This window comes from Allosaccharopolyspora coralli (genome assembly GCF_009664835.1).
Classification (GTDB): domain Bacteria; phylum Actinomycetota; class Actinomycetes; order Mycobacteriales; family Pseudonocardiaceae; genus Allosaccharopolyspora; species Allosaccharopolyspora coralli.
Map to the genome: position 1 here is coordinate 2469284 of NZ_CP045929.1, position 20203 is coordinate 2489486.

A 20203-nucleotide genomic window follows, 5' to 3' on the forward strand; every position below is an offset into this window, starting at 1 on the left:
AACCTCACCCCGACGCTGTCCTCCCCAGCCATGAGATGAGAACCCGCCAGTAGCCGGCCTGCATAGCCAGCGGAAGCGCCGCGGGGCGCGCACTGGGGCGGCGAAACCGGACCACCTACCCCGGTTCAGCCAAGCGTTCTCACGACCTACGACAGTGCCCTGACCACGCTGGCCCTCGCCCACTCCGCCGTCTGCGGGGCCGGGCGAGGCCAGGTCGCCTCATCGGCTGCGATCCCGGTGATCCAGCACCGTGACCAGCTTGCCGCTGGTCTCGGTCCGGACGAACTCCCCCGGCGCGCACAACTCCACGTCGGCGGTCACCATCCGGTCCCGCTCGGCCGTGATCCACAGTTCCGGATACCGCTGCAGGAAATCCGCGAGAACGTCGTGATTCTCGAGTCCACGATCCCGTTCCAGGCGGATCGTCAGGCGTTCCCGGTCGTTCTGCTCGTCGAGCACGATCTGCACCTGGCCCGCGTAGCCGTACAGCTCGTCGGCCACCAGGCCGAACCGCCGATAGTTGAGGAAGTGCGCGCCGCTGCGGAACACGTCCCCGCTGCGTCCCAGCAGCTCGAATCGAGGCGTGCGCCGTCCGCACGGGCACGCTGGGTCCGTCCACCGCCCGAGATCACCGATCTCGTACCGTTCCAGCCGCTGGCCACGCCGAGTGTGCGCGGTGAACACCAACCGCCCCACCTCTCCCCGTTCCACCGGGATGTCGTGCTCGGGATGCACGATCTCGAGGGTCTGCACACCGGTGAACAGATGATGGACCCGCATCGGTGCCTCGCCGCACTGATAGCCCATCGGGCCGGAATCGACGCTGCCGTACGCCGCGGACCGGACGACCTCGACGCCGAACTCCTCGGCCAGCCACCGGCGTTGAGCCTCACCGAAGTGTTCGCCACCGAAGAAGATCTTGCGTACGCCGCCGTAGGACCACAGTGTCTCGCCGGCCTCGACGAACAGCCGGACCAGGTAGGTCGGCATCCCCAGCAATGTGTCGACCCGATTGTCGACAATGGACTGCGCGACCATGTCGTAGCGGTTCTGCTGGCCCGCCATCGGGTACTGGACCGCTTCGAGCTTGTCCAGCACGGAGAAGAAGCTCGCGAAACCACCGTAGAGTTGCCCGCCGAAGAACAGGTTCATCGTGCGGTCGGTCGACGGGTCGAACCCCGCGGCCAGCAGACCTTCGGCGCCGTAGCGCATGTGCTCGTGGTAGTCCGCCCAGCTGAACGCCGAGAGCTTCGGAGCGCCGGTGGTCCCTCCGGTACGGAAGAAGACCTCGGCGCGACTCAGATCGGATTGCAGGGTGGCGAACTCGGATTTCGACGTGATCTCACGCTGGGGCGGCGGCAGCTGCACGGTCTCGGTCAGCTCGTCCAGGCAGGCGTAGCTACGGAAGGCGGCGTCGAGTTGGACGTCCACCCTGCGGCTGTAGCGTTGCAGCGCGTACGTACCGTCGTGCGGCTCACCGTCGTAGCTGCCGAGCATTCCTCCAGGAAGACTGATCCGCTGCGCTCCCGCGGCCAGCATGGTGCGCGAGAGCGCGGCGACGTCCTGTCGCTGCGCGCCGAGTCCCACCGTTTGCAGGTACCGCCGCATGGGACGCAGTACCGACAGGATCTCTCGACGTGGCAACGGTTTGATCCACACCGTGCGGTGCAGTGGCGAGGCGCGCAGCGCGGGACGCGTGTCCACGATGATCCTCCGACGACGCTCCTCGTCGGTATGGACGGCCGTCAATCCCAGTAGCTCCTCGTGCTCGGCGACCAGCACCGTGTTGGTGATCTCGGCCCACTCCTGGTCGTCGGGCGAGGCGACGTCGTCGGGGATCGCTTCGTCCAGGAACGACGCGAACCGTCGCGCGAACGCGTGGACGTGTCCGGCGTCGGCGGTGTCCAGGTAGACGACCTGCGGGCTGGAACACGCCTGCTGGTTCATCGCGCAGACGTCGTGGGCGAGGCCCCGGAGTACCTGCTCGTCGTCCCAGTAGTCCTCGGTGAGATAGGCGAACGAGAGTTTCGGCCCCCAGTCCACGACCCGGCACCCGGGACGCACCAGCGCGGCGACCCCGGCAACGGCCTCCTCGCCGCCCCAGACGGCCACCGCGTCGACCGCCGCACACAGGGTTTCGAGCCAGTCGGTGTCGCCGGACGAGAAGTGCAGCACCACGAGCCTGCGTGCGATCTCGCCGCTCGGGTCGCAGGCGGCAAGGGCCGCCAGCACGTGGGCGGTGAACGCGGTGTCGCCGCCGCTGGTCTTGAGCACGTTCACATTACCCGCGAGCAGTCCTTCCACGGCACTGAGCACACCCGCGGTCGGCGCGTTTCCCGGAACGACGTGGGCGAGCAGCCCCACCGGCACCCACGCCTCGAACACGTCGTCCTTCAACCGCGGCCGGGCCAATCGTGCCGGGTCGGTGCCGCCGAGTTCCCGGACGACCTTACGCTCCAAGGACTCGCGCCGGAGTGCGGCGCCGAGCCCCAGGACGGCTCGGTCGATCTCGGGTTCCGGTACGCCCTGCTCGGCCAGCAGTCCGCGCGCCCGTACGGTCACCTCGTCGTCCGGATTCCGCAGGACCGCGGCCAGTTTGTCGCCCGCCCGCATCACGACCAGCGGACTCATCGGCGCGGCGGCGAGCACCTGCTCGGCCACCGCGTCCAGGTCGTCGAGACGGGCGCGCGCTTCGTCCCGCCCGACCCAGGTCCCCTGCCAGTAATGCACGCCGTTCACCGTGTTCCCTTCCTCGTCAACAGTTCGGCGGCCGCGACCGCGCAACTGCGGTTCTTGCTCAACCCGGCACGTCCGCGCACTTGGAACCAGGGCGTGGGTATGTCGCACCCGGACGCCCCCTGCGGATGCAAGGAGGCCAAGTCGCTCATCAGCACACTGTGCGCAGGCACCGAAGTGATGAACGGCGAGACGAACTGCAGGTATCCGATTTCGCCGTACGGCAGCGGTTCCAGCGTCCGGACCGACCGCACGAGCACTCGTGACCAGCTCGGCACGTGCAAGTGGTGGTGGCCGCATTCCAGGTACGGCACCGAATGCTCGACCGACCCGAAGCCGTCGCGAATCCGGTGGGCCGGGATGCCGAGCTGCTCGGTGATGCGGGCGTAAAACTGGGATTTGGGCAACTGCCGGTCCGCGTGACCCTTCCAGCCGCCACCGAAGACGATCAGTGAACGTTCGTCCAGTTGCAACGGTGGTACCCCGAGATCACGCATCCGGTCCAGCGTGAACATCAGGAAAGCGGGGAAGCCGAGGATGCGTACCGGCACACCGTCGTCGGCGGAACGCACCAGAGCGCGCACGGCGCCGAACGGGTCGAACTCGTGCCCGGTACCGGTGTGGGGCAGTCCGTAGTGGATCGACCGGGCCGGGGCGAACGAACACATGTAGTTGTTCGTGAACGCCGTTCCGACGGACAGTCCCGGCGCGGGCTGGTAGTTGAACAACAGGTAGTCGACGGAACTCGTGTCGTCGATCCAGCCGTGGTGGTCGTAGATCCGGGCCAGCATGCGCTGCCCGGTGCGCACCGTCCAGTGATCGAAGAACATCTGCGACCGTTGGCCGGACGTACCCGACGACGTCAGATGCACCGTGATGTCGGACTCGGGAACGGACCGGATCTCGTGCATCTTGAAGAAGTGCGCGTGCACGAACGGTTGCCGCTGGAGATCGGCGGCGTCGCGGTGCACAAGCCCGGCGCCTTCGCGCTTCCACAGTGCGCCGAAGAACTCGCTGCGGTCCGCGTGCCACGTGTTCGCCTCGTTCATCGCCGCGGCGAACACCGCGTCCACGTGCGGACCCGCCTCGTACGGCGGCACAGCGCAGAGTTCGCGGACCGACGCCAACGCGCTCGGGTCGGGAACCTCCACGGGTTCGAGGTACTCGTTCACCGAAACACCTCCCGGGTGTTGAGGTACTTGCGGGTCCAGAGGTCGATGTACTGCTCGGTGAACGCGCGGAAGGCGGCGTCGAGCGCGAGCCCCCGGAAGTCCAGCGGCTGCATCGTGCGCGCCAGCACGACGTAGTCGTGGAAGCGGCCACCGTCCGCCCGCATGGCGGGATACACGGCCGCGGGCAGGAATCCGTACGCGACCAGGGTGGACAGTTCTTCGAAGGAGTTCATCGGAACCAGCACCTCGACGTAGTAGGCACCGAAGTCGTTGAGCTGCGCGATGATCTGATCCATGTGCCGGACCACCGCGAGCGGATCCGGAGCCGCCCCGATGAGCGTGCAGTAGCCGTCGCTACGGCTCAGGTGCGCGTAGACCTCGTACACACCGTCCGGACCGGCGAGCAGTACGTTCGGGGTGTGGAACGGGTAGAACCGGCGGACCGGGTCGGTGACCACTTCGTCGAAACGACGCAGCACGAACTGCGGCGCACTGATCAGCTCGACCTCTCCGCTCGGCGACGCACCGTCCGACGGTTTCTGTGGTTCCGGGTCGGCCACCAGCTCAGGACGCAACGGCAGGCCGACGGCAGCATCGACCGCGTCGACCAACGGACCCAGACTCTCCGGCAGGCGCAGTACCGGGTACCGCCGTTCCAGCACCCCGTCGGCGTGGCGTGCGAGCAGAACCATGGTCTCGTGCCGTGCTGCCTTGCGGAGATTGGGGAAAATGCCCAGGGCGCGAAACCCGCTACGCAAGCAAATGCGCTGCGGCGCGATGGAGGTCGTGCGCGCGGTCGAGTAGACCGAGTCGACCCGATCGTCGGCGAGCAAGTGGTCGCTCAGAGTGCGAACGGCGTCCTGCGCCAGACCCGAACCGCGACTGTCCGGATGCACCACCAGTCCCTGCATCTTGGCCATGCGGTCGGATTCGGCCACCGTGGCGACGATCGACGCGACGATCGGGCCTCCGCCACGTCCGCGCGCGACGAGCCATGTGGTCTGCTCCGCGCTGATCTCCCGTGCCATGACCGCCGGGTCGGTGCCCAGAGGTAGCGCGTACCCGCGCCCGTACACCCGGCGATAGAGCCGTAGGAGCTCGTCGACGTCGTCGAGCCGCGCGGGCTCGAGTTCCGCACTCACCTGATTCCCCCAGGAGAATGGCGAGCGCGTCGCGAGGCGTGACTCGCGAGCTTCGGACGCGCTCGGGTTCTCGGCCGTGTCCGGCCGAACTCGGTCGCGAACAGCCTGCCACACGGCCTTTCGTTTTCTCGGATTTCCCACATGGAACGAAACGTGGCCGAACAGCAGAAACAGCACGCCGCGGCGACGAGCGTCACAAGACACGACGCCCGTTCGTCGGAGTACTGGGAATCAACCGGCAACAATGCGGAACGGCTTCGACCAAAGCCGGGAACGGGGGCAGACGGCGCAGCACGCACGACGTTACAGTTCCCCTTCCGATTTTTTCGGTATCCTCCCCGGTACGCCCCGGCCATGTATCCAGTGGCTTCGAAGTACGGGACAGGAAAGTGCGAGACAGGGGTGAGAACGTGGACGAGTCGCGGACCGCGCCCGGTTTCGACTTCGAGTCGCGCGTCGTCCAGGTGCGAGACCTCATCCGCAGCGGTGACAACGAGGGAACGCTGCGGGTCGCCGCCGAGCTCGAACAGGTCGCCGACACACCAGAGCGGTCCGGTCGCGCGCTGATCGCGCAGGTAGGCGCACTGGTCAACCTCGGTCGAGCACGGGAGTGTCCCGAACTCCTGGATCGCGCCTTCCACCGACTCGACGGCACCGGCGAACACGCCTCGATCGCCAACGTGCACGCGGTCGCGGCCATCGTCGCCGCACCCGATTCCCACGAACGCGCGATCCGACACCTGGTGCAGGCCACCTGCTCGCTCGAACTCATCGAACAACCGACGGCGGCGGCTGCGGGTGCCTGGCACGACATCGCGGTCTCGTACTCCTACCTGGGCTTCCACCGCCAGTCGCTGGTCGCCTCCGAGCGGTCGTACTCGACGGCCCGCGCGGCCGGCCTCGGGCCCGGCGACCACGCCTTGCCCGAGATCGCGGTTCGCGCGGCGGTGGCAGCTGACCATCTCGGAGATAGCCGGTCCTGTGTGCACGGACTCCGCGACGTCCTCGCCACCTGGGCCAAGCGGTGCGCCCCGGACCAGCTGTGGACCCCCGAGAGGCTGTACCACAGCTACGCCTCGGCCCGGCTGCGTGCGCTCGGCGAGACCGTCGACCTCGACACGCCACCGCCGACCCCGGACTCGACGTCGTGGGAGATCGACGACTTGCACGTCCTTACCGTCGCGTGCGAGCACATTGCGCGAGGCCAGACCGACGCGGCGCTACGTCGGCTCGACGGGCACGACATCACCGATCACACGCTCGGTGCGGCCGAAGTGCCCCGGCTGCGCGCGCTCGCCCACCAGAGGGCCGGCGACTACCGCGCGGCGCTGACCGTCGAGCGGGAAGTGGTGCGCTTGGCGACCGGTGAGCTCCCCGCCCTGCGGGACCGGATCACCCAGGCGGCGCGGACGCAGCTCGACCACGAGGCATTGCGCAGGCTCGTTGCGCAATACGCCTCACAGGCATTGACCGACCCCCTCACCGGGCTGCCCAACCGCAGGCACTTCGAGCGAGAGTTCCACCGTCTCGCGGGCACGTCCCGCCGAACCACCCTCGGCATGATCGACGTGGACGGGTTCAAGGCGGTCAACTCCGCGCACGGTCACCTCGGCGGCGACCTCGTCCTGCAGCGGGTGGCCGCGATCCTCGCCCGCACTGTTCGGCAGGGTGACTTCATCGCCCGTTACGGGGGCGACGAGTTCGTCGTGGTGCTTCCCGACACCGACGCCGCGACCGCAGACGACCTCGACGAACGCCTGCGGCGCGCCGTGGACGGCGGCGGCTGGGACGCGTTGGTGCCGGGTACCCCGGTGTCGGTGACGCTCGGCTGGGCGGGTCTCGAGGAGTGCGGGAATCTGGCGCACGCGCTCGAAACGGCCGATCGCGCGATGCTGGCCCGCAAGTCCCGACTCTCCGGCGCGGTCTGAGCCGTTCAGAAGAATCCGCCGGTGGTCCGGCCGCGGCGGTGGTGACTGCTCAGCGGCTCCGCCGCTTGCACGACGGCAGCTCGTCCTGCAAGGGCCCCTGAGCCGGCGCTGCCGACCGCGCCACCCGGTCACGTGGGTCAGCCCGTGTTGCCGAGCACGTCGGCCAGCACGGCGGCCGCGCTGTGATCCACGTCTTTCGTGGCCGTGAGCAGGGTCAAGCCCCGCTTCTGTGCCTGAGCCCGCAGCCGTACGACCGCGTCGCGGTGGTCGTCGTCGTCGAGCTCCGCCAGGTAACGGCGCCGGAACTCGGCGAACCGATCGGGATCGTGCTTGTACCACTTGCGCAGCTCGGTCGACGGCGCCACCTCTTTGCACCATTCGTCCCATCCTGCGTCGGCCTTCGCGACACCACGCGGCCAGATCCGGTCCACGAGGACCCGATGTCCCCCGGAGGTCTCCTCGGTCTCGTACACCCGCCGTACACGGACTTGTCCCGTCTTCACATTCCCACCCTTCTCGAGTGTTGCCGATCAGAGCACCGTCGCTTCCCCTGTGAGGTTGCCCCGCAGCCCGACCGCACACACGGCGACGCCTCCCCCGTTCGTGGCTATTACGCTCTCTGCGTGCGCTACGCGGAGCACCACCCCTCCGGCCCGTCGAACGAGACGACCCCCTCCTTCGCCGGGGCGCGCCGACTCCGTCGAGTGCGGCTTTTCGCCCTCCTCGTCGGTCTGCTCGGTACCGCCCTGTCCCTGGCCGTCCCGTTCCTGCCCGTCACCCACGACGCCACGAGCCTGCGGTGGCCGACTGCCGAAGGCACTCGCGACGTCTCCGCTCCGCTGGTGATCTACTCCCCGACCAGGCTGCACGCCGAGATCCCGTGCGAGACGGCCCGGTCGCTGGACTCCCGCACCACCGCTCGCGGCCACCTGATCGACACCAACCCGAAGGAATCGAAGTACGGCAACCTCACCGGCCTCACCGTCGCGGTCGACGACGGCGCCGTCTCCGTGCACTCCCGAGGTCAGAACCTGGGGAGCCGGCCGCTGCCTGCAGGCCCCTGCACCGTCGTGGTGCACTCGGACGCCGGACGCACCAACGCCACCGTCGACGGCGTGACACTCGCCGACGTGCGCGGCGACCAACGGCCGCAGCTCACCGGCATCTACTCCGATCTGGACGGCGAACTGGACGACGTCCGGGGGTTGAGTGTCGAGGCGCGCGTCGACAATCGGTTCGACAGCGTCGCGACGCCGCTCAAACTCGTCGCGATGGGGCTCGCGGTGCTGGCGTTCCTCGGCTCCGTCGTCGCGTTGCGCCGACTCGACGCCCACGCCGGTCGAGGCGCCCCGAAACTCGCCCCGCGCGGATGGTGGCATCCCCGGCTCAAGGACGTCGCGGTCGTCGGGTCTCTCGCGCTGTGGTGGCTCATCGGCGCGTTCACCTCCGACGACGGCTACACCGCGGCGATCGCGCAGGCGCGCGACGACGCCGGGTACGTGAGCAACTACTACCGATGGTTCGCCAATCCGGAAGCGCCGTTCGGATGGTTCTACGAGTTCTACGCGCTCTGGACGGACGTCTCGACGTCGGTGCCGTGGATGCGATTGCCCGCGCTGCTCATGGGTGTCGCCAGTTGGCTGCTCATCAGCCGGGAGGTCCTCCCCCGCCTCGGGCAGCAAGTACGCCGCAGCAGCGCGGCCGGATGGGCTGCCGCAGCGGTGTTCCTCGCGTTCTGGTTGCCGTTCAACAACGGCTTGCGGGCCGAACCGGTCGTGGTGCTGTTCTCGCTGCTGGCGTTGTGCGCGGTCGAGCGGGCGGTGGCCACCGCCCGGCTCACACCGGCCGCGCTCGGGCTCCTCGGCGCGGCGCTGTCCCTCGGCGCCGCGCCGCACGGCATCGTCGCCGTCCTGCCCTACGTCGCGGCGGCGAAACCGCTGCTGATTCTCGTGTACCGACGCGCCACGAAGTTCGGCTGGTTGCCGATCCTGTCTCCGATCGCGGCGTCCGGCTTCGTCGTACTCGTGCTCCTGTTCTCCGATCAGACGTACCAGACGGTCTCGGACGGACTGGAACTCAAGACGGCGTTCGGTCCGAACGAACAGTGGTACGAGGAACTCAATCGCTACACCCTGTTGTTCGGTCAGAGCCCGGACGGCGCGCTGGCGCGGAGATTCCCCGTGTTGCTGGTGATTCTGTGTCTGTTGACCTGTGCGGCCGTGTGGTTGCGCCGTGGCCGGATCCGCGGCGCAGCGCTCGGACCCACCCAGCGGTTGTTGGCCGTGACGGCACTGTCCTTCGTGGTCCTCATGCTCACCCGCACGAAGTGGTCGCATCACTTCGGGCTGTTCGCGGCGGTGGGCGGAGCGCTCGCGGCTCTCACGGCGTTGGCCGCTGGAAGTACGGTGTTGCGTTCGCGGCGGAACCGGGCCGCGTTCTTCTCCGGACTCATGATCATCGCGGCGCTGGCTTCGGCGGGCACCAACGGCTTCTGGTACGTCTCGAGCTGGGGCGTGCCGTGGTTCGACCAGCCGCCTTCGTTCCAGGGCTACATCGCGAGCAACGTGCTGCTGGTCGTGGCGGCCGTGGCCGGACTCGTCGCAGTGTTCGAGCACGTCCGCGCGCAACGGCGACTCGCACCCGCCGGTCTCGAGAAACGCAGCAGCACGCTCGCGCGGGGTACCGCGCCGCTGGCGATCGTGTGCGCCTTGCTCGTCGTCGGCGAGCTCGCCGTGTTCGCCAGGGCGGTGGACAAACAGGCCGACAGCTACAGCATCGGCCGAGACAACGCGTTGCAGCTCGCCGGACAGAGCTGCGGAATGTCCGACTACGTGCAGGTCGAAACGGACCCTGTCGCGGGCGTGCTGCCGGTGTCGGCTGGGCAACCCACGAACGCGGCACCGGGCGCCGACGTCCCGGAACGGCTGCGTACGGAGTCGGCCGACGCCTATCTCGCGGAACGGACGGAGGGATTCACCCGCGACGGCTATCCGGAGGCCGACGGTTCGCAACCCGGGGAGCTCGATTTCCGCCCACGGCACGGGTTCGGCGGCGACGACGCACCGGTGTGGGGTAGCCACCTGCCCGGTGGGGTCAACACCGGCGAACTCCGCACCCCGTGGTACGACCTTCCCGAACGCGCTCGCACCGGAGACTCCCCCGTCGTACTGGGGATGGCGGGTCTCGAGGTCGCCCCGAGCTCGCTGACGATCGAGTTCGGACGCGACACCGAGCAGGGATTCGAGATACTGCACAGCTATCCGGTACGGCAGGGGCCGGGACCGAGCTGGCGGGAGCACCGCGTCCCGATCGGCGGAAAGTCCACGCAGGCCACCAAGATGCGCGTGGTCGCCGTCGACGACGGTCTCGGCGGCGGAAACTGGCTCGCCGTCACTGCACCGCGCGTCCCGAGACTGACGACGATGACCGACCTGGTCGGCGACTCACCCGTGTTCATCGACTGGGTCGCCGCGTTCCTGCACCCGTGTCTGCGCACCACCCGGCTCCGGGACGGGGTCGCCGAGATGCCCGCGTTCCGCGTCACGGCAGGCGAAGTACTGCGCGACGACGGTGAGAACTGGTCGGCGCCGCAATTCGGCGGGCCGTACGGCTGGATGAGCGTCACGTCCAGCGTGCGCGAGTTGCCGACCTACCTCGACGGCGCGGTCACCAGGGACTGGGGTTCGCTGTTCGTCGTCGAGCCGTCCGCGCCGGACGCGTTGCCCGCGTCCGCGGCGTTGCATGTCGAATCGGAGACGCACTGGGGAACCTGGTCACCCGGCCCGGTCGGTCGGCACGTCGAACTGCCCGGCAAGATCCCGAGATCGTCGGAGAGCTCGGCGCCGCCGCGCTCCGTCGGCAGCGAGGGCGGATCGGGCCGCTGATGGGCGGTTGGGTACATGTGTGTCCGTGGGGCACGGTCGCAAGTGACCAGCCGCGGCAGAGTGCGGGGCTCCGGCGTTCGGAGTTCGTGCCTCGCAAAGCAGGGGTTCTCGCGCGTACGCCTGGTACTCAAGAGCACCCCAACGCACCGAGGCGCGAACTGGGGCGGCGGTACCGGATCGCCGAGCCCGGTTCCACACATGCCCTCTGCGCTCACTGATCGGTCTCGACACCACGGAAGGTGCGGCGGTACGCCCGAGGCGAGACGCCTAGTGCGGCCTTCATGTGCTGGCGCAGTGACGTGCCCGTACCGAATCCGGCGTCGGTCGCGATTCGGTCGACGGGCCGGTCGGTGTTCTCGAGCAGGTCCAACGCACGCTCGAGGCGTTGCTGCGCGAGCCACTGCCCGGCCGACGTCCCGACCTCGTCGCGGAATCGCCGGGTGAAGGTCCGCGGGCTCATCGACTCGACGGCGGCCAGCCGCCCCACCGACAACGGTTGCTCGAGTCGCTCCAACGCCCACGCACGTGCGCGGGCTGTGGACGACGTCCGTGGTTCGGGTACCGGCCGCCGGATGAATTGCGCCTGGCCACCCGCTCGGTGCGGAGGGACGACCATCATCCGCGCCACCCGGTTGGCGACCGCGGCACCGTGGTCGGTGCGGATCAGATGCAGGCACAGGTCGATTCCCGAGGCTTCCCCCGCAGAGGTGAGAATCCTGCCTTCGTCGACGTAGAGCACGTCGGGGTCCAGCGACACGGCCGGGAACAGGCTCCGGAAGCGGTCGGTGGCGTGCCAGTGGGTGGTCGCCCGTTTCCCGTCGAGCAGCCCGGCGGCGGCCAGGACGAACGCTCCCGTACAGATCGAGGCGAGCCTCGTTCGCACTCCGATCCGGTCGACGGTGGCCTGCAACGCCGGGTGCAGCGTGCCGGAGTTTTCGGGCTCGCCGGCACCGTACGAGGCGAGCACGACGACCGTGTCCGCGCGATCGAGCAGCTCCGGTCCGTGCTCGACGGAGACGGCGAAATCGGCGCTCGTGGACACCGTCCCGGGCTCGGGCGCGCAACTCACCACCTCGTACAACGGCTCACCGCCGTCGGACACCGCACCGGCGAAGAGTTGGTGGACCAGCCCCAGCTCCATCGTATTCACACCGGGGCGGACCAGGACGGCCACCACATGCCGACGACGAGTCATGGCTCGATTCTTTCACAAGGTGTCCATCAGGTCACTCGTTCGCTCGGTGCGCACCCGGCATCGTCGGAGGAGTCGGAACCACACGACCGAGAACACGGGGAGACTCCGATGATCGAGATTTGGGCCGCAATGCTCGTCACCGCCGTCGTCGCTTTCGTGATCGCCGCAGTGGCGACCCGCCGCGAACGCCTGCGCATGCACCACCACGACCGACGGGGCGAACGGCACTCTCACCTCGTCTCGTGAGGCGAAAGTGCCGTTCGCCTCAACGTGGACACTGGGGCGAACGGCACTTTCGCCTCGTCTGAAGGGGCGAAAGTGCCGTTCGCCTCATGATTCGATGGAGACTCCGGCGTCCGACGACACCTCGAAGTCACTCTCGTGCGAGAGACTCCAGGGCACGACGGGAACGAGGAGGCGGACGACGATGGGTGCCTGCGCTGCTCCGGAACCGAACGATGCGTGGCCGGCGGTGGGCGGCTCACTGGACGAGGACGAACACTCACTCGACTGGGCCGCTACCGACTGGGGTGGCCTGCTCCACCGTCGCCCACGCGCGGTGCTGCGTCCGAACGCGACGTCGGACATCGCGCGGCTCGCGTCGTTCTGCCGAGAACGCGGTCTCACGCTGCGGCCGCGCGGGCAGGGGCATTCGCTCCAAGGCCGCGCACAAGCGCACGACGGCGTCGTGGTCGACATGCGTGCGACAGCTGCGATCGGGGAGATCCATTCCGATCGCGTCGAGGTCGAGGCGGGAGCCCTGTGGAGCGACGTGCTCGCGGCGACACTCCCGCACGGACTCGCGCCGCCGGTGTTCACCGACTACATCGAACTCACGGTCGGCGGGACGTTGTCGGTCGGCGGCATCGGCGGCGCTACCCACCGGCACGGAATGCAGACCGACAACGTCCTCGCGATGCAGGTCATGACCCACGACGGCGAGACCCGCCCCTGTTCACCCGAGCGGAACGCGGCTCTGTTCGACGCGGTGCGGGCAGGTTACGGCCGCCACGGCACGATCCTCCGGGCGACGTTGCGGCTGACAGAGGCATTCGAGCACACCCGGGTCCACACGGTTCGCTACCAGGATCGTTCCGTGTTCCTCCAGGACCAGCGGATGCTCGTCGCCTCCGGCGCGTTCGACCACGTGCAGGGTCACGTGCTCCCGGACGAGGACGGCTGGAGCTTCTTCCTCGTCGCCGCGCAGTACGGGACGTCTGCGTCATCTTCGCCCGGGCCGCTGCTCGACTCGTTGCGCTCGGACAACCGCGAGGTCGACGACCTCCCACACGGCGAGTTCCTGCACCGATTGCGCCCGCAGGAACAGTTCCTCCGCGCGACCGGGGCGTGGCACCGAGCCCACCCGTGGCTCGACCTGTTCCTCCCGGACTCGGCGGCCGACGGCTTCCTCGACGAAGTCATGGACGGGCTCCGCCCGGACGACCTCGGCGAGGGTGGTCTCGTGCTGCTGTATCCGTTCCCGACACGGGTCGTTCGGACACCGGCCCTCATGCTGCCGCGAGAGCCGACGACCTACCTCGTCTCACTGCTGCGCACCGCTCCGGCGGACGGTGCGGCCATCCAACACATGCTGGACGAGAACGCGCGGCTCCGGTCGATCGCCCTCGAACGGGGCGCGACGCTCTACCTGTGACGGTCCGGCCGGCGCTGTCGGTCAGCTTCCGTGCAACGGATTCGGCACGGTTCCGTGGACGGCGGCGTGCGGACGCTCCGGGCGGTCCCGGTACGCGTCGAGCAGCAACCGGTTCCGGTTCAGGCACAACCGTTCGATCTCGGCGGTGAACAGGTCGAACATCGCGAACCGCTCGGACAGTTCCGGGAACCGCTTGTGGTGGGCGAGGATCTCGTCCCGCAGCAGCGACCAGAACGTCTCCTCCGGAACCCCGAGTTGCTCCTCGACCAGCGGCGCGAGATACCGGAAGTGTCCGACGAACAGTCCGGTCTGGATGAACTGGCGCAGGAACTCCGGCGGTTCCCGCAGCAACGCGGCGTCGACCTCCGGTGGCAGGTCCGCCAACTCCGGAATCCCGGTGCCGCTGATGTTGACGTCGTCGACGAAGTCCTTCACCGCCAGGCGGGTCGGTACGTCGTGGTCGTCGAAGAGGACGATGGTGTTCTCGCCATGTGGAGAGAACACGACTCCGTACTGGTACAGGAACCGAAGCAGGCCCGGCATCAAGGCGCCGAACAGCTTTTCCAGCCATACCTCGGCGTCGAGCCCGGAACGCTCGGCGAGCTCGGCCACGAACGCGCGCCCGTCGGCGTCGACGTGCAACAGCGACGCCAGCGTGCGCGCCTTCTCGCCCGGGTCGAGCTTGCCACTCAACGGCTCACGCCAGATCGCACCGAGCAGTTCCTTGTACTGGTACGGAACGCCTTCGATCTCCTCGAGCATCCGGTGGCGCACGGTGACGGAGGCGACCTCACCGAGCAACACCGCCCGCGCCTCGTCCCGCAGGAACTCGTCGTTCTCGGCGATCGAGAGCACCCACGACGTCACGGCGGGTGCGGCGACCGTCCGCTCGGTCGGCAATCCCCGCCACACCAGCGTGTTGAGGATGGACAGTGGCAGCTTCACGTAGTGGCGCCGCGGGTTGTCGACGTTGGCGAACGTGCGGATGGACTGCTGTGCGACGTAGCGGTCCGCCGCCTCGCCGAGCGCCACGATCCGCTTCGCGGCGACGTCCGGGGCGAAGACGGGGACCACGATCTCGTCCCACTGCCACGGATGCACCGGCACCCACACGTAGTCCGCGGGATCGAGACCGCGGTCGGTGAGCACCTGGGTGAAGCGCGCCCGGTCGGCGTCGTCGAGTTCCCCGGCGATCAGTGTTTCGTCGGTCAAGCCTGCGACCGCACGGTAGTCGGCGAGGGTGTGATGCACCGCCATCCACGGCAAGCGATGCCGGTTGCGGGATTCCGGGGCGTATGTGGCCGCGTCCGCGGCGGAGAAGCCCATGCGGCCCTTGTTCGGAATCAGCCAGGGGTGTCCGGACTGATGCCCTTCCAGCTCCACGTAGGACAGGTCGGCCAGTTCCGCCGACGACACGCCGGTGGCGTCGAGTTTCGCATCGGCGGCGAGCGTCGCGCTGAGTTCCCGGAGCAGATGGCCGGTGGTGTCGCCGGACATGCCGAGGGACTCGGACGCGTCCAGGAAGAACCGCAGTGGGTCGGAGGCAGGGTTCTCTCGGCCGTCGACGCCCCGGACGATCGAATCGGGATCCACGCGCCAGTCGGTGAACGCCCCGCGTCGGGCGGTGAACGTGTAGGACACGTCGGGAAGATCCACCCGGTACCGGCCCTCGCCGAGGTCGACCGGGTCGAGCAACAACTCGTAGGACAGTTCGCCCAGGGTTTTGGCCAGCAGTCGACGACCGGCACGGTCCCAGTGGTGTGCGGTGAGTTCGGTGGGCACGGACAGGCTCATGGAAGATCGCTCCAGCGGAAACGAGGACGGGTTCAGGGCGTGACGCCGAAAGTGGTGAACGCGCTCCGCGTCGGGAGCGTGAACGGGGCGCGGTCGCGACCGGCCACCGCGTTGAGGATCGTGGCCGCGCGGTGCGCGCCCAGCGTGAGGTCGGGCGCGCCGACCCCGTGGGTGTGCATCTCCGCGTTCTGTGCGTACAGACCGCCGGTGACGCCGTCGTCCAGCGCGACCCGGTGATCCCCGTCGATGCGGTAACGCCCCAGTTCGTCCAGGTCGACGAGCTCGGCCAACGGTTCCAGGCAGCTCGGTCTGCTGGGCGCGTAGCCGGTGGCGAGCACGACCCGGTCGGTGCGGACGTCGAAGTCGCGGTCCTGCTCGACGTGGTGACAGGACAATTCCACACCGTGCTCGGAGTGGCGCGCCTCGGTGACGGCGACGTTGGGCATCATGGTCACGTCGGGGCGGCGGCCGCCGAGACTCCGTTCGTAGAGTACGTCGTGGATCTCGGCGAGAGTGTCCGCGCTGCTGGCCTTGTACAGCTGCCACTGTTCCGGCACGACACGATCCCGTGTCCGTTGCGGTAACGACCGGAAGTACTCGGTGTAGTCCGGGGTGAAGTGTTCGAGACCGAGTTTCGAGTACTCCATCGGCGCGAAGGCCCGCGACCGGGTCAGCCAGCGCAGTCGCCCGCCGGTGTGCTGCTGGGTCCGCAACAGGTCGAGGAACACCTCGGCACCGGACTGTCCCGAGCCGATCACCGTAATGTCCTCGGCTTCCCGAAGCGAGTCCACATGGTCCAAATAGGACGCACTGTGGAAGACCTCCTTGCCGAGAACTCCCCGTAGCGGTTCCGGGACCGTGGGGGCCGTACCGACTCCGAGTACGACGTTGCGACCGAACGTCACCTCCCGTGTGGCCGTGCGGACGTCCTCGGACTCGACGCGGAACGCCTCCCGTCCTTCGTCCCATCGCACCGCCGTGACCCGGCGTCCGAACACGCACGACGGCAGCGAATGCGCCACCCACGCACAGTAGTCACTGTACTCACGGCGGGAGATGTGGAACTTCTCGGCGAAGAAGAACGGGAACAACCGCTCGTGGGCCTTGAGGTACGACAGGAACGACCACCTGCTCGACGGCTCGACGAGCGTGACCAGGTCGGCGAGGAACGGCACCTGCAGCGTCGTCCCTTCGATGAGCAGCCCCGGATGCCAGGAGAACTCGGGGTTCTCGTCCAGGAACGCCACGGAGAGATCGTCCAGCTCGTCGGCGAGCGCGGCGACGGAGAGGTTGAACGGCCCGACGCCGACCCCGACGAGATCGTGCACCGTGCCTTCTCGGGTACCGGTCATCGTCGATCACCTGCCTGTGCGATCGGGTTCGGAATGGTGCAGTACACCGACTGCGTCTCCAGCGGGCCGACGAGTTCGTCGAGCCCGTCGACCCGGGTGAGCAGGTTCGCCTTGCACCGCAACGACGGTTCGTCCGCCAACGTTCGTGCCAGCGGCAGATCCGAGAACGCGGCGAGGCGCTGACCGAGCACCGCCAACAACCGCTGCTCGTCGGCGAGCCCCTGCGATCCGAATGCGCCGACGACACCGAGCAGGTTGTTGATGCCGATGTAGTACCCGAGGCGTTCGTCGATCACCCTGTCGTCGCACCGGTTGTCTCCCGCGAGCCCGACACCGGGCAGGAACCGTTCCAACTCCGCGACGCGCTTCTCGGAGATGTAGAAGCCTTGGTTGTCCCGGTACCACCCACCGCACGGCCAACCGTGCTCGTCGAGCACGACGACCGAGTTCTGCTGGTGCGATTCGAGACCGAGACCGTACGCGCGATACAGCCAGAGCACCGGCGCGATCATTGCGTCGAAGTAGCGGCCGACCCATTGCTCGGCGACCGCGTCTGTGTCGGTTCCGTGCGCCGCGGCGAGCTCGGTGACGATCCGACTCAGCTGCGAGCCGTCCCGGTCCGGCCGCTCGGCGAGCAGGCCTGCCACGCAGGCCACGGAATCGTCGGCACCGAATGGGTTCGCGCGGATGTCGAGCTCCAGCCCGCTCTCGTCGTCGCCGTCCACGTCGACCGTCAGCCATGCAGGGTCACGGACGATGCCGAAACCAGGATGCTCGCGCGCGAGTTCGGCGGCGAGGCCTGCACCGAGCAACCGGTCCATCTCGAGCCCGCGCCGGAGTTCCTTGCGCAGGTTCTCCCGTTTGGAGTTGGTGATCGCCACGCCCAGCGAGAACTTGAGCATGACGGGCGAATGCGGGTGATACAGCGTGCGCACCGAAGCCGTGGGATACCAGTGCTCGCCCGACTCGCCGAGGTCGACGAGCACGCCCTCGTCCAGCAACCGCCGGATTCCCGGCCGAGAAGCCACTTCTCGCGCCTGCCACGGATGCGCGGGCACCGGGATCATGCCGTCCGGCACCTCGGGAGCGAGACAGGTGAGCAGATCCGGCCCGTCGCCGGAGACCACGGAGGGGTCCGCGGCGAACCAGTGCAACGGGAAGCTCCCCCGCAGCTCCGGCGAGAACCGCTGGTCCTCCGCGTCGCTGAGCCCGGAACGGCTCTTCGGTGTCGGGTGCAGCGGGTGGCCGAGGACCAATGCCTGCTCTGCCGCCAAGAACGGGGTGGTGCCCTCCGGGTCGCGGGGGCGCGCCGAGCGCTGGCCCACGTAGTTCGCGACACGCAGCGCGGAGTCGGCGACCCGGCCGACAAGGTCGGTCACAGCGCCGGGCTGCGTGCCGCGCCCGGAGGCGGCTTCCATCGCCAGCAGGGACGCGAGCGTCACTGCGGCCACCCGTGCCCCGCCGGCCAATCGCACCTCAGCGAACCGATGGTGGCCGGTCGCCGACCGGTGAACGATGTGCGCACGAATCGTCACTCCGGCTGCGTGCAGCGGGAGTTCGAACACGTCCCCGTCGGGGAGCAACAGACCGTTCTCACGCACCCAGCACCGCATCAGGCCATCGACGGCGGCCGCGTCGGCGATCCGATCCGCGTCGGGCCTGGCCAACGCGGTTCGTTCCAGGGTCTCGGTCATGACGCCGGGGTCTCCTTGTCTCCGGCGGCGACGACGTCGTCGAGCACCGCGTCGATCTCAGCCTCGGTCGCATGCGGGTTGAGCAGCGTGAGTTTCAGTTGGACGCCGCCGTCGAACTCGGTCCGCCCGATGACGGCACGTCCGTCACCGAGCAACGACCGGCGCAGGCTCGCGTTCACGGCGTTCGCGTCGCCACGCACCGGCAGGTATCGGAACACCACTGTGGACAGCACCGGATCCCGGTGGAGTTCGAGATTCGGATGTCCCGCCACGCGGTTCGCCGCATGGCGCGCGAGGTCGTGGCAGCTGTCGACGAGTGCGCCCATCCCCCGGCTGCCGAGTGCGCGCAAGGTCACCGCCATCTTCAGCGCGTCCGCGCGGCGGGTCGTACGCAACGAACGACCGAGCAGACTGCGGTAGCCCGCGTCCTCGTCGTCCTCGGTGTTGAGGTAGGCCACGCGGCGTTCCAAGGGTTCGAACAGCTCCTCGGAGCGCACGAGCAGCACTCCGGCAGCGACCGGCTGCCAGCCGAGTTTGTGCATGTCCAGCGCGACGGAGTCCGCCTGCGCGAGTCCGTTCAGCAACGGCGCGAGCCGCTCGGAGAACAGCGCACCACCGCCGTAGGCGGCGTCGACGTGCATCCAGACTCCGTGCCGTGCGGCGACCTCCGCGATCCTCGGCAACGGGTCGATGACCCCGAGGTCGGTGGTCCCCGCCGTCGCGACCACGGCGACGGGTTTGTCTCCCGCCGCGACCGCCTCCGCGATCAGCGAGTCCAGCGCCTGCGGGTCCATTCGGTGCTGGTCGTCGACGGGCACCGTGGTGACCGCGTCCTCGCCGATGCCGAGAACCCCGGCGCTGCGCGCGACAGAGAAATGCGCCTCGGCCGAGCAGAACACGCGCGGCGCGGTCTGATTCCGCATTCCCGCCTTCGCTGGGCTCGCAGGCCGCAGCGCGTGGTCGCGCGCGAGCAGGAGTCCGGTCAGATTCGACTCGGTCGCCCCCGACGTGACGCATCCGCTCGCTCGCGTCGGGTGGTAGCCGACCAACCGCGCGAAGGCCTGCAGCACCTCGTTCTCCACCGCGATGCCGGACGGCGCCTGGTCCCAGGAGTCCAGCGAGGAGTTGAGGGTGCTCGCGACCAGGTCGGCGACGACCGACACGGCCAACGGCGGGGCGTGCAGGTGCGCCGCGCACGACGGGTCGGCGGGGTCGACGGCGCCCGCACTGAAGACGTGGGTGAGTTCGGCGAGCGCTTGCTGTGCGCCGACGCCGTCCACGGGCAGCACGTCACCGACGCCGGTCACGAGCTCGGTGACGGCAGCGGGCCCGCCCGCCGGAAGTGGTCCGCTGCGTTCCACCGCGCCCTTGCCCAGCCCGTCGAGAGCTGTCGACAGCAAGGGCCTCATGTTCTCCGGGCCGGTGGCGCCGCCCGCGAGCCCGGTACTGACCGTCACGCGTCTGTCACCTCGTTCTCGTGCCGTATAAGAAAGTTCAGCCCGGCTGTGGACGGCAGGCACCGCCCCGGCAACCGCGTACCGAGCTGACGAGTGGGGTGGGCTCCCGGAACTCGCGGCCCGGTCCGCCCGGTTGATTAGGATTGCCTTCTTTAGGATTGCCTTACCTCGGTTCGCACCGTAGCGTTCCCTCCG

The 20203-nt window shown here is 68.7% G+C and carries 13 protein-coding genes; 4 read left to right on the top strand and 9 right to left on the bottom strand.

All coding sequences use genetic code 11. From position 1 onward, the window contains the following. Positions 1-219: 219 nt before the first annotated feature. From GIY23_RS11735 to GIY23_RS11745, 3 genes are read right to left on the bottom strand one after another with little or no spacing between them, the layout of a single operon-like run. Positions 220-2739 (bottom strand): acyl-CoA reductase, encoded by a 2520-nt coding sequence (locus GIY23_RS11735; protein ID WP_222850136.1) that lies wholly within the window; start codon positions 2737-2739, stop codon positions 220-222. Then, positions 2736-3908 (bottom strand): LuxE/PaaK family acyltransferase, encoded by a 1173-nt coding sequence (locus GIY23_RS11740; RefSeq protein WP_154076690.1) that lies wholly within the window; start codon positions 3906-3908, stop codon positions 2736-2738. Before GIY23_RS11740 ends, GIY23_RS11735 begins: the two co-directional genes overlap by 4 nt. Then, entirely contained in the window at positions 3905-5050 is a 1146-nt protein-coding gene (locus GIY23_RS11745; RefSeq protein WP_154076691.1) for a GNAT family N-acetyltransferase, read from the bottom strand. Before GIY23_RS11745 ends, GIY23_RS11740 begins: the two co-directional genes overlap by 4 nt. Before the next feature lie 410 nt (positions 5051-5460). Here GIY23_RS11745 and GIY23_RS11750 point away from each other — a divergent pair, with 410 nt between their 5' ends. Continuing rightward, positions 5461-6978 (top strand): GGDEF domain-containing protein, encoded by a 1518-nt coding sequence (locus tag GIY23_RS11750; protein WP_228717238.1) that lies wholly within the window; start codon positions 5461-5463, stop codon positions 6976-6978. A 137-nt stretch (positions 6979-7115) separates the two neighbouring features. Here GIY23_RS11750 and GIY23_RS11755 read toward each other — a convergent pair whose 3' ends face one another. Then, positions 7116-7481, bottom strand: a complete 366-nt coding sequence (locus GIY23_RS11755) for a DUF488 domain-containing protein (RefSeq protein WP_187351851.1) — start codon at positions 7479-7481, stop codon at positions 7116-7118. A 120-nt stretch (positions 7482-7601) separates the two neighbouring features. Between GIY23_RS11755 and GIY23_RS11760 the strand changes: the two genes are divergently transcribed. After that, positions 7602-10862, top strand: a complete 3261-nt coding sequence (locus GIY23_RS11760) for an arabinosyltransferase domain-containing protein (RefSeq protein WP_228717239.1) — start codon at positions 7602-7604, stop codon at positions 10860-10862. Between the two features lie 211 nt (positions 10863-11073). Here the strand turns inward: GIY23_RS11760 and GIY23_RS11765 are convergent, their stop codons facing one another. After that, the gene (locus GIY23_RS11765) at positions 11074-12057 is read right to left on the bottom strand and encodes a GlxA family transcriptional regulator (protein ID WP_154076695.1); all 984 of its coding nucleotides are present in this window, start codon (positions 12055-12057) and stop codon (positions 11074-11076) included. Positions 12058-12165: 108 nt separating this feature from the next. On the opposite strand from GIY23_RS11765, the gene GIY23_RS11770 reads away from it, so the two are divergent. Both GIY23_RS11770 and GIY23_RS11775 read left to right on the top strand, forming a co-directional pair. Further along, positions 12166-12303, top strand: coding sequence for a hypothetical protein (locus GIY23_RS11770; RefSeq protein ID WP_154076696.1), 138 nt, complete (start codon positions 12166-12168; stop codon positions 12301-12303). Between the two features lie 181 nt (positions 12304-12484). Further along, on the top strand, positions 12485-13711 hold the full coding sequence (locus GIY23_RS11775) for an FAD-binding protein (RefSeq protein WP_154076697.1): 1227 nt from the start codon (positions 12485-12487) through the stop codon (positions 13709-13711). Positions 13712-13732: 21 nt separating this feature from the next. Here GIY23_RS11775 and GIY23_RS11780 read toward each other — a convergent pair whose 3' ends face one another. From GIY23_RS11780 to GIY23_RS11795, 4 genes are read right to left on the bottom strand one after another with little or no spacing between them, the layout of a single operon-like run. Further along, positions 13733-15505, bottom strand: a complete 1773-nt coding sequence (locus GIY23_RS11780) for an IucA/IucC family protein (protein WP_154076698.1) — start codon at positions 15503-15505, stop codon at positions 13733-13735. Positions 15506-15537: 32 nt separating this feature from the next. After that, complete coding sequence (locus tag GIY23_RS11785) at positions 15538-16857, bottom strand: lysine N(6)-hydroxylase/L-ornithine N(5)-oxygenase family protein (RefSeq protein ID WP_154076699.1); 1320 nt, start codon at positions 16855-16857, stop codon at positions 15538-15540. Then, entirely contained in the window at positions 16854-18551 is a 1698-nt protein-coding gene (locus GIY23_RS11790; RefSeq protein ID WP_154076700.1) for an IucA/IucC family protein, read from the bottom strand. Before GIY23_RS11790 ends, GIY23_RS11785 begins: the two co-directional genes overlap by 4 nt. Further along, entirely contained in the window at positions 18548-20008 is a 1461-nt protein-coding gene (locus GIY23_RS11795; protein ID WP_228717240.1) for a pyridoxal phosphate-dependent decarboxylase family protein, read from the bottom strand. Before GIY23_RS11795 ends, GIY23_RS11790 begins: the two co-directional genes overlap by 4 nt. Positions 20009-20203 lie beyond the last annotated feature (195 nt).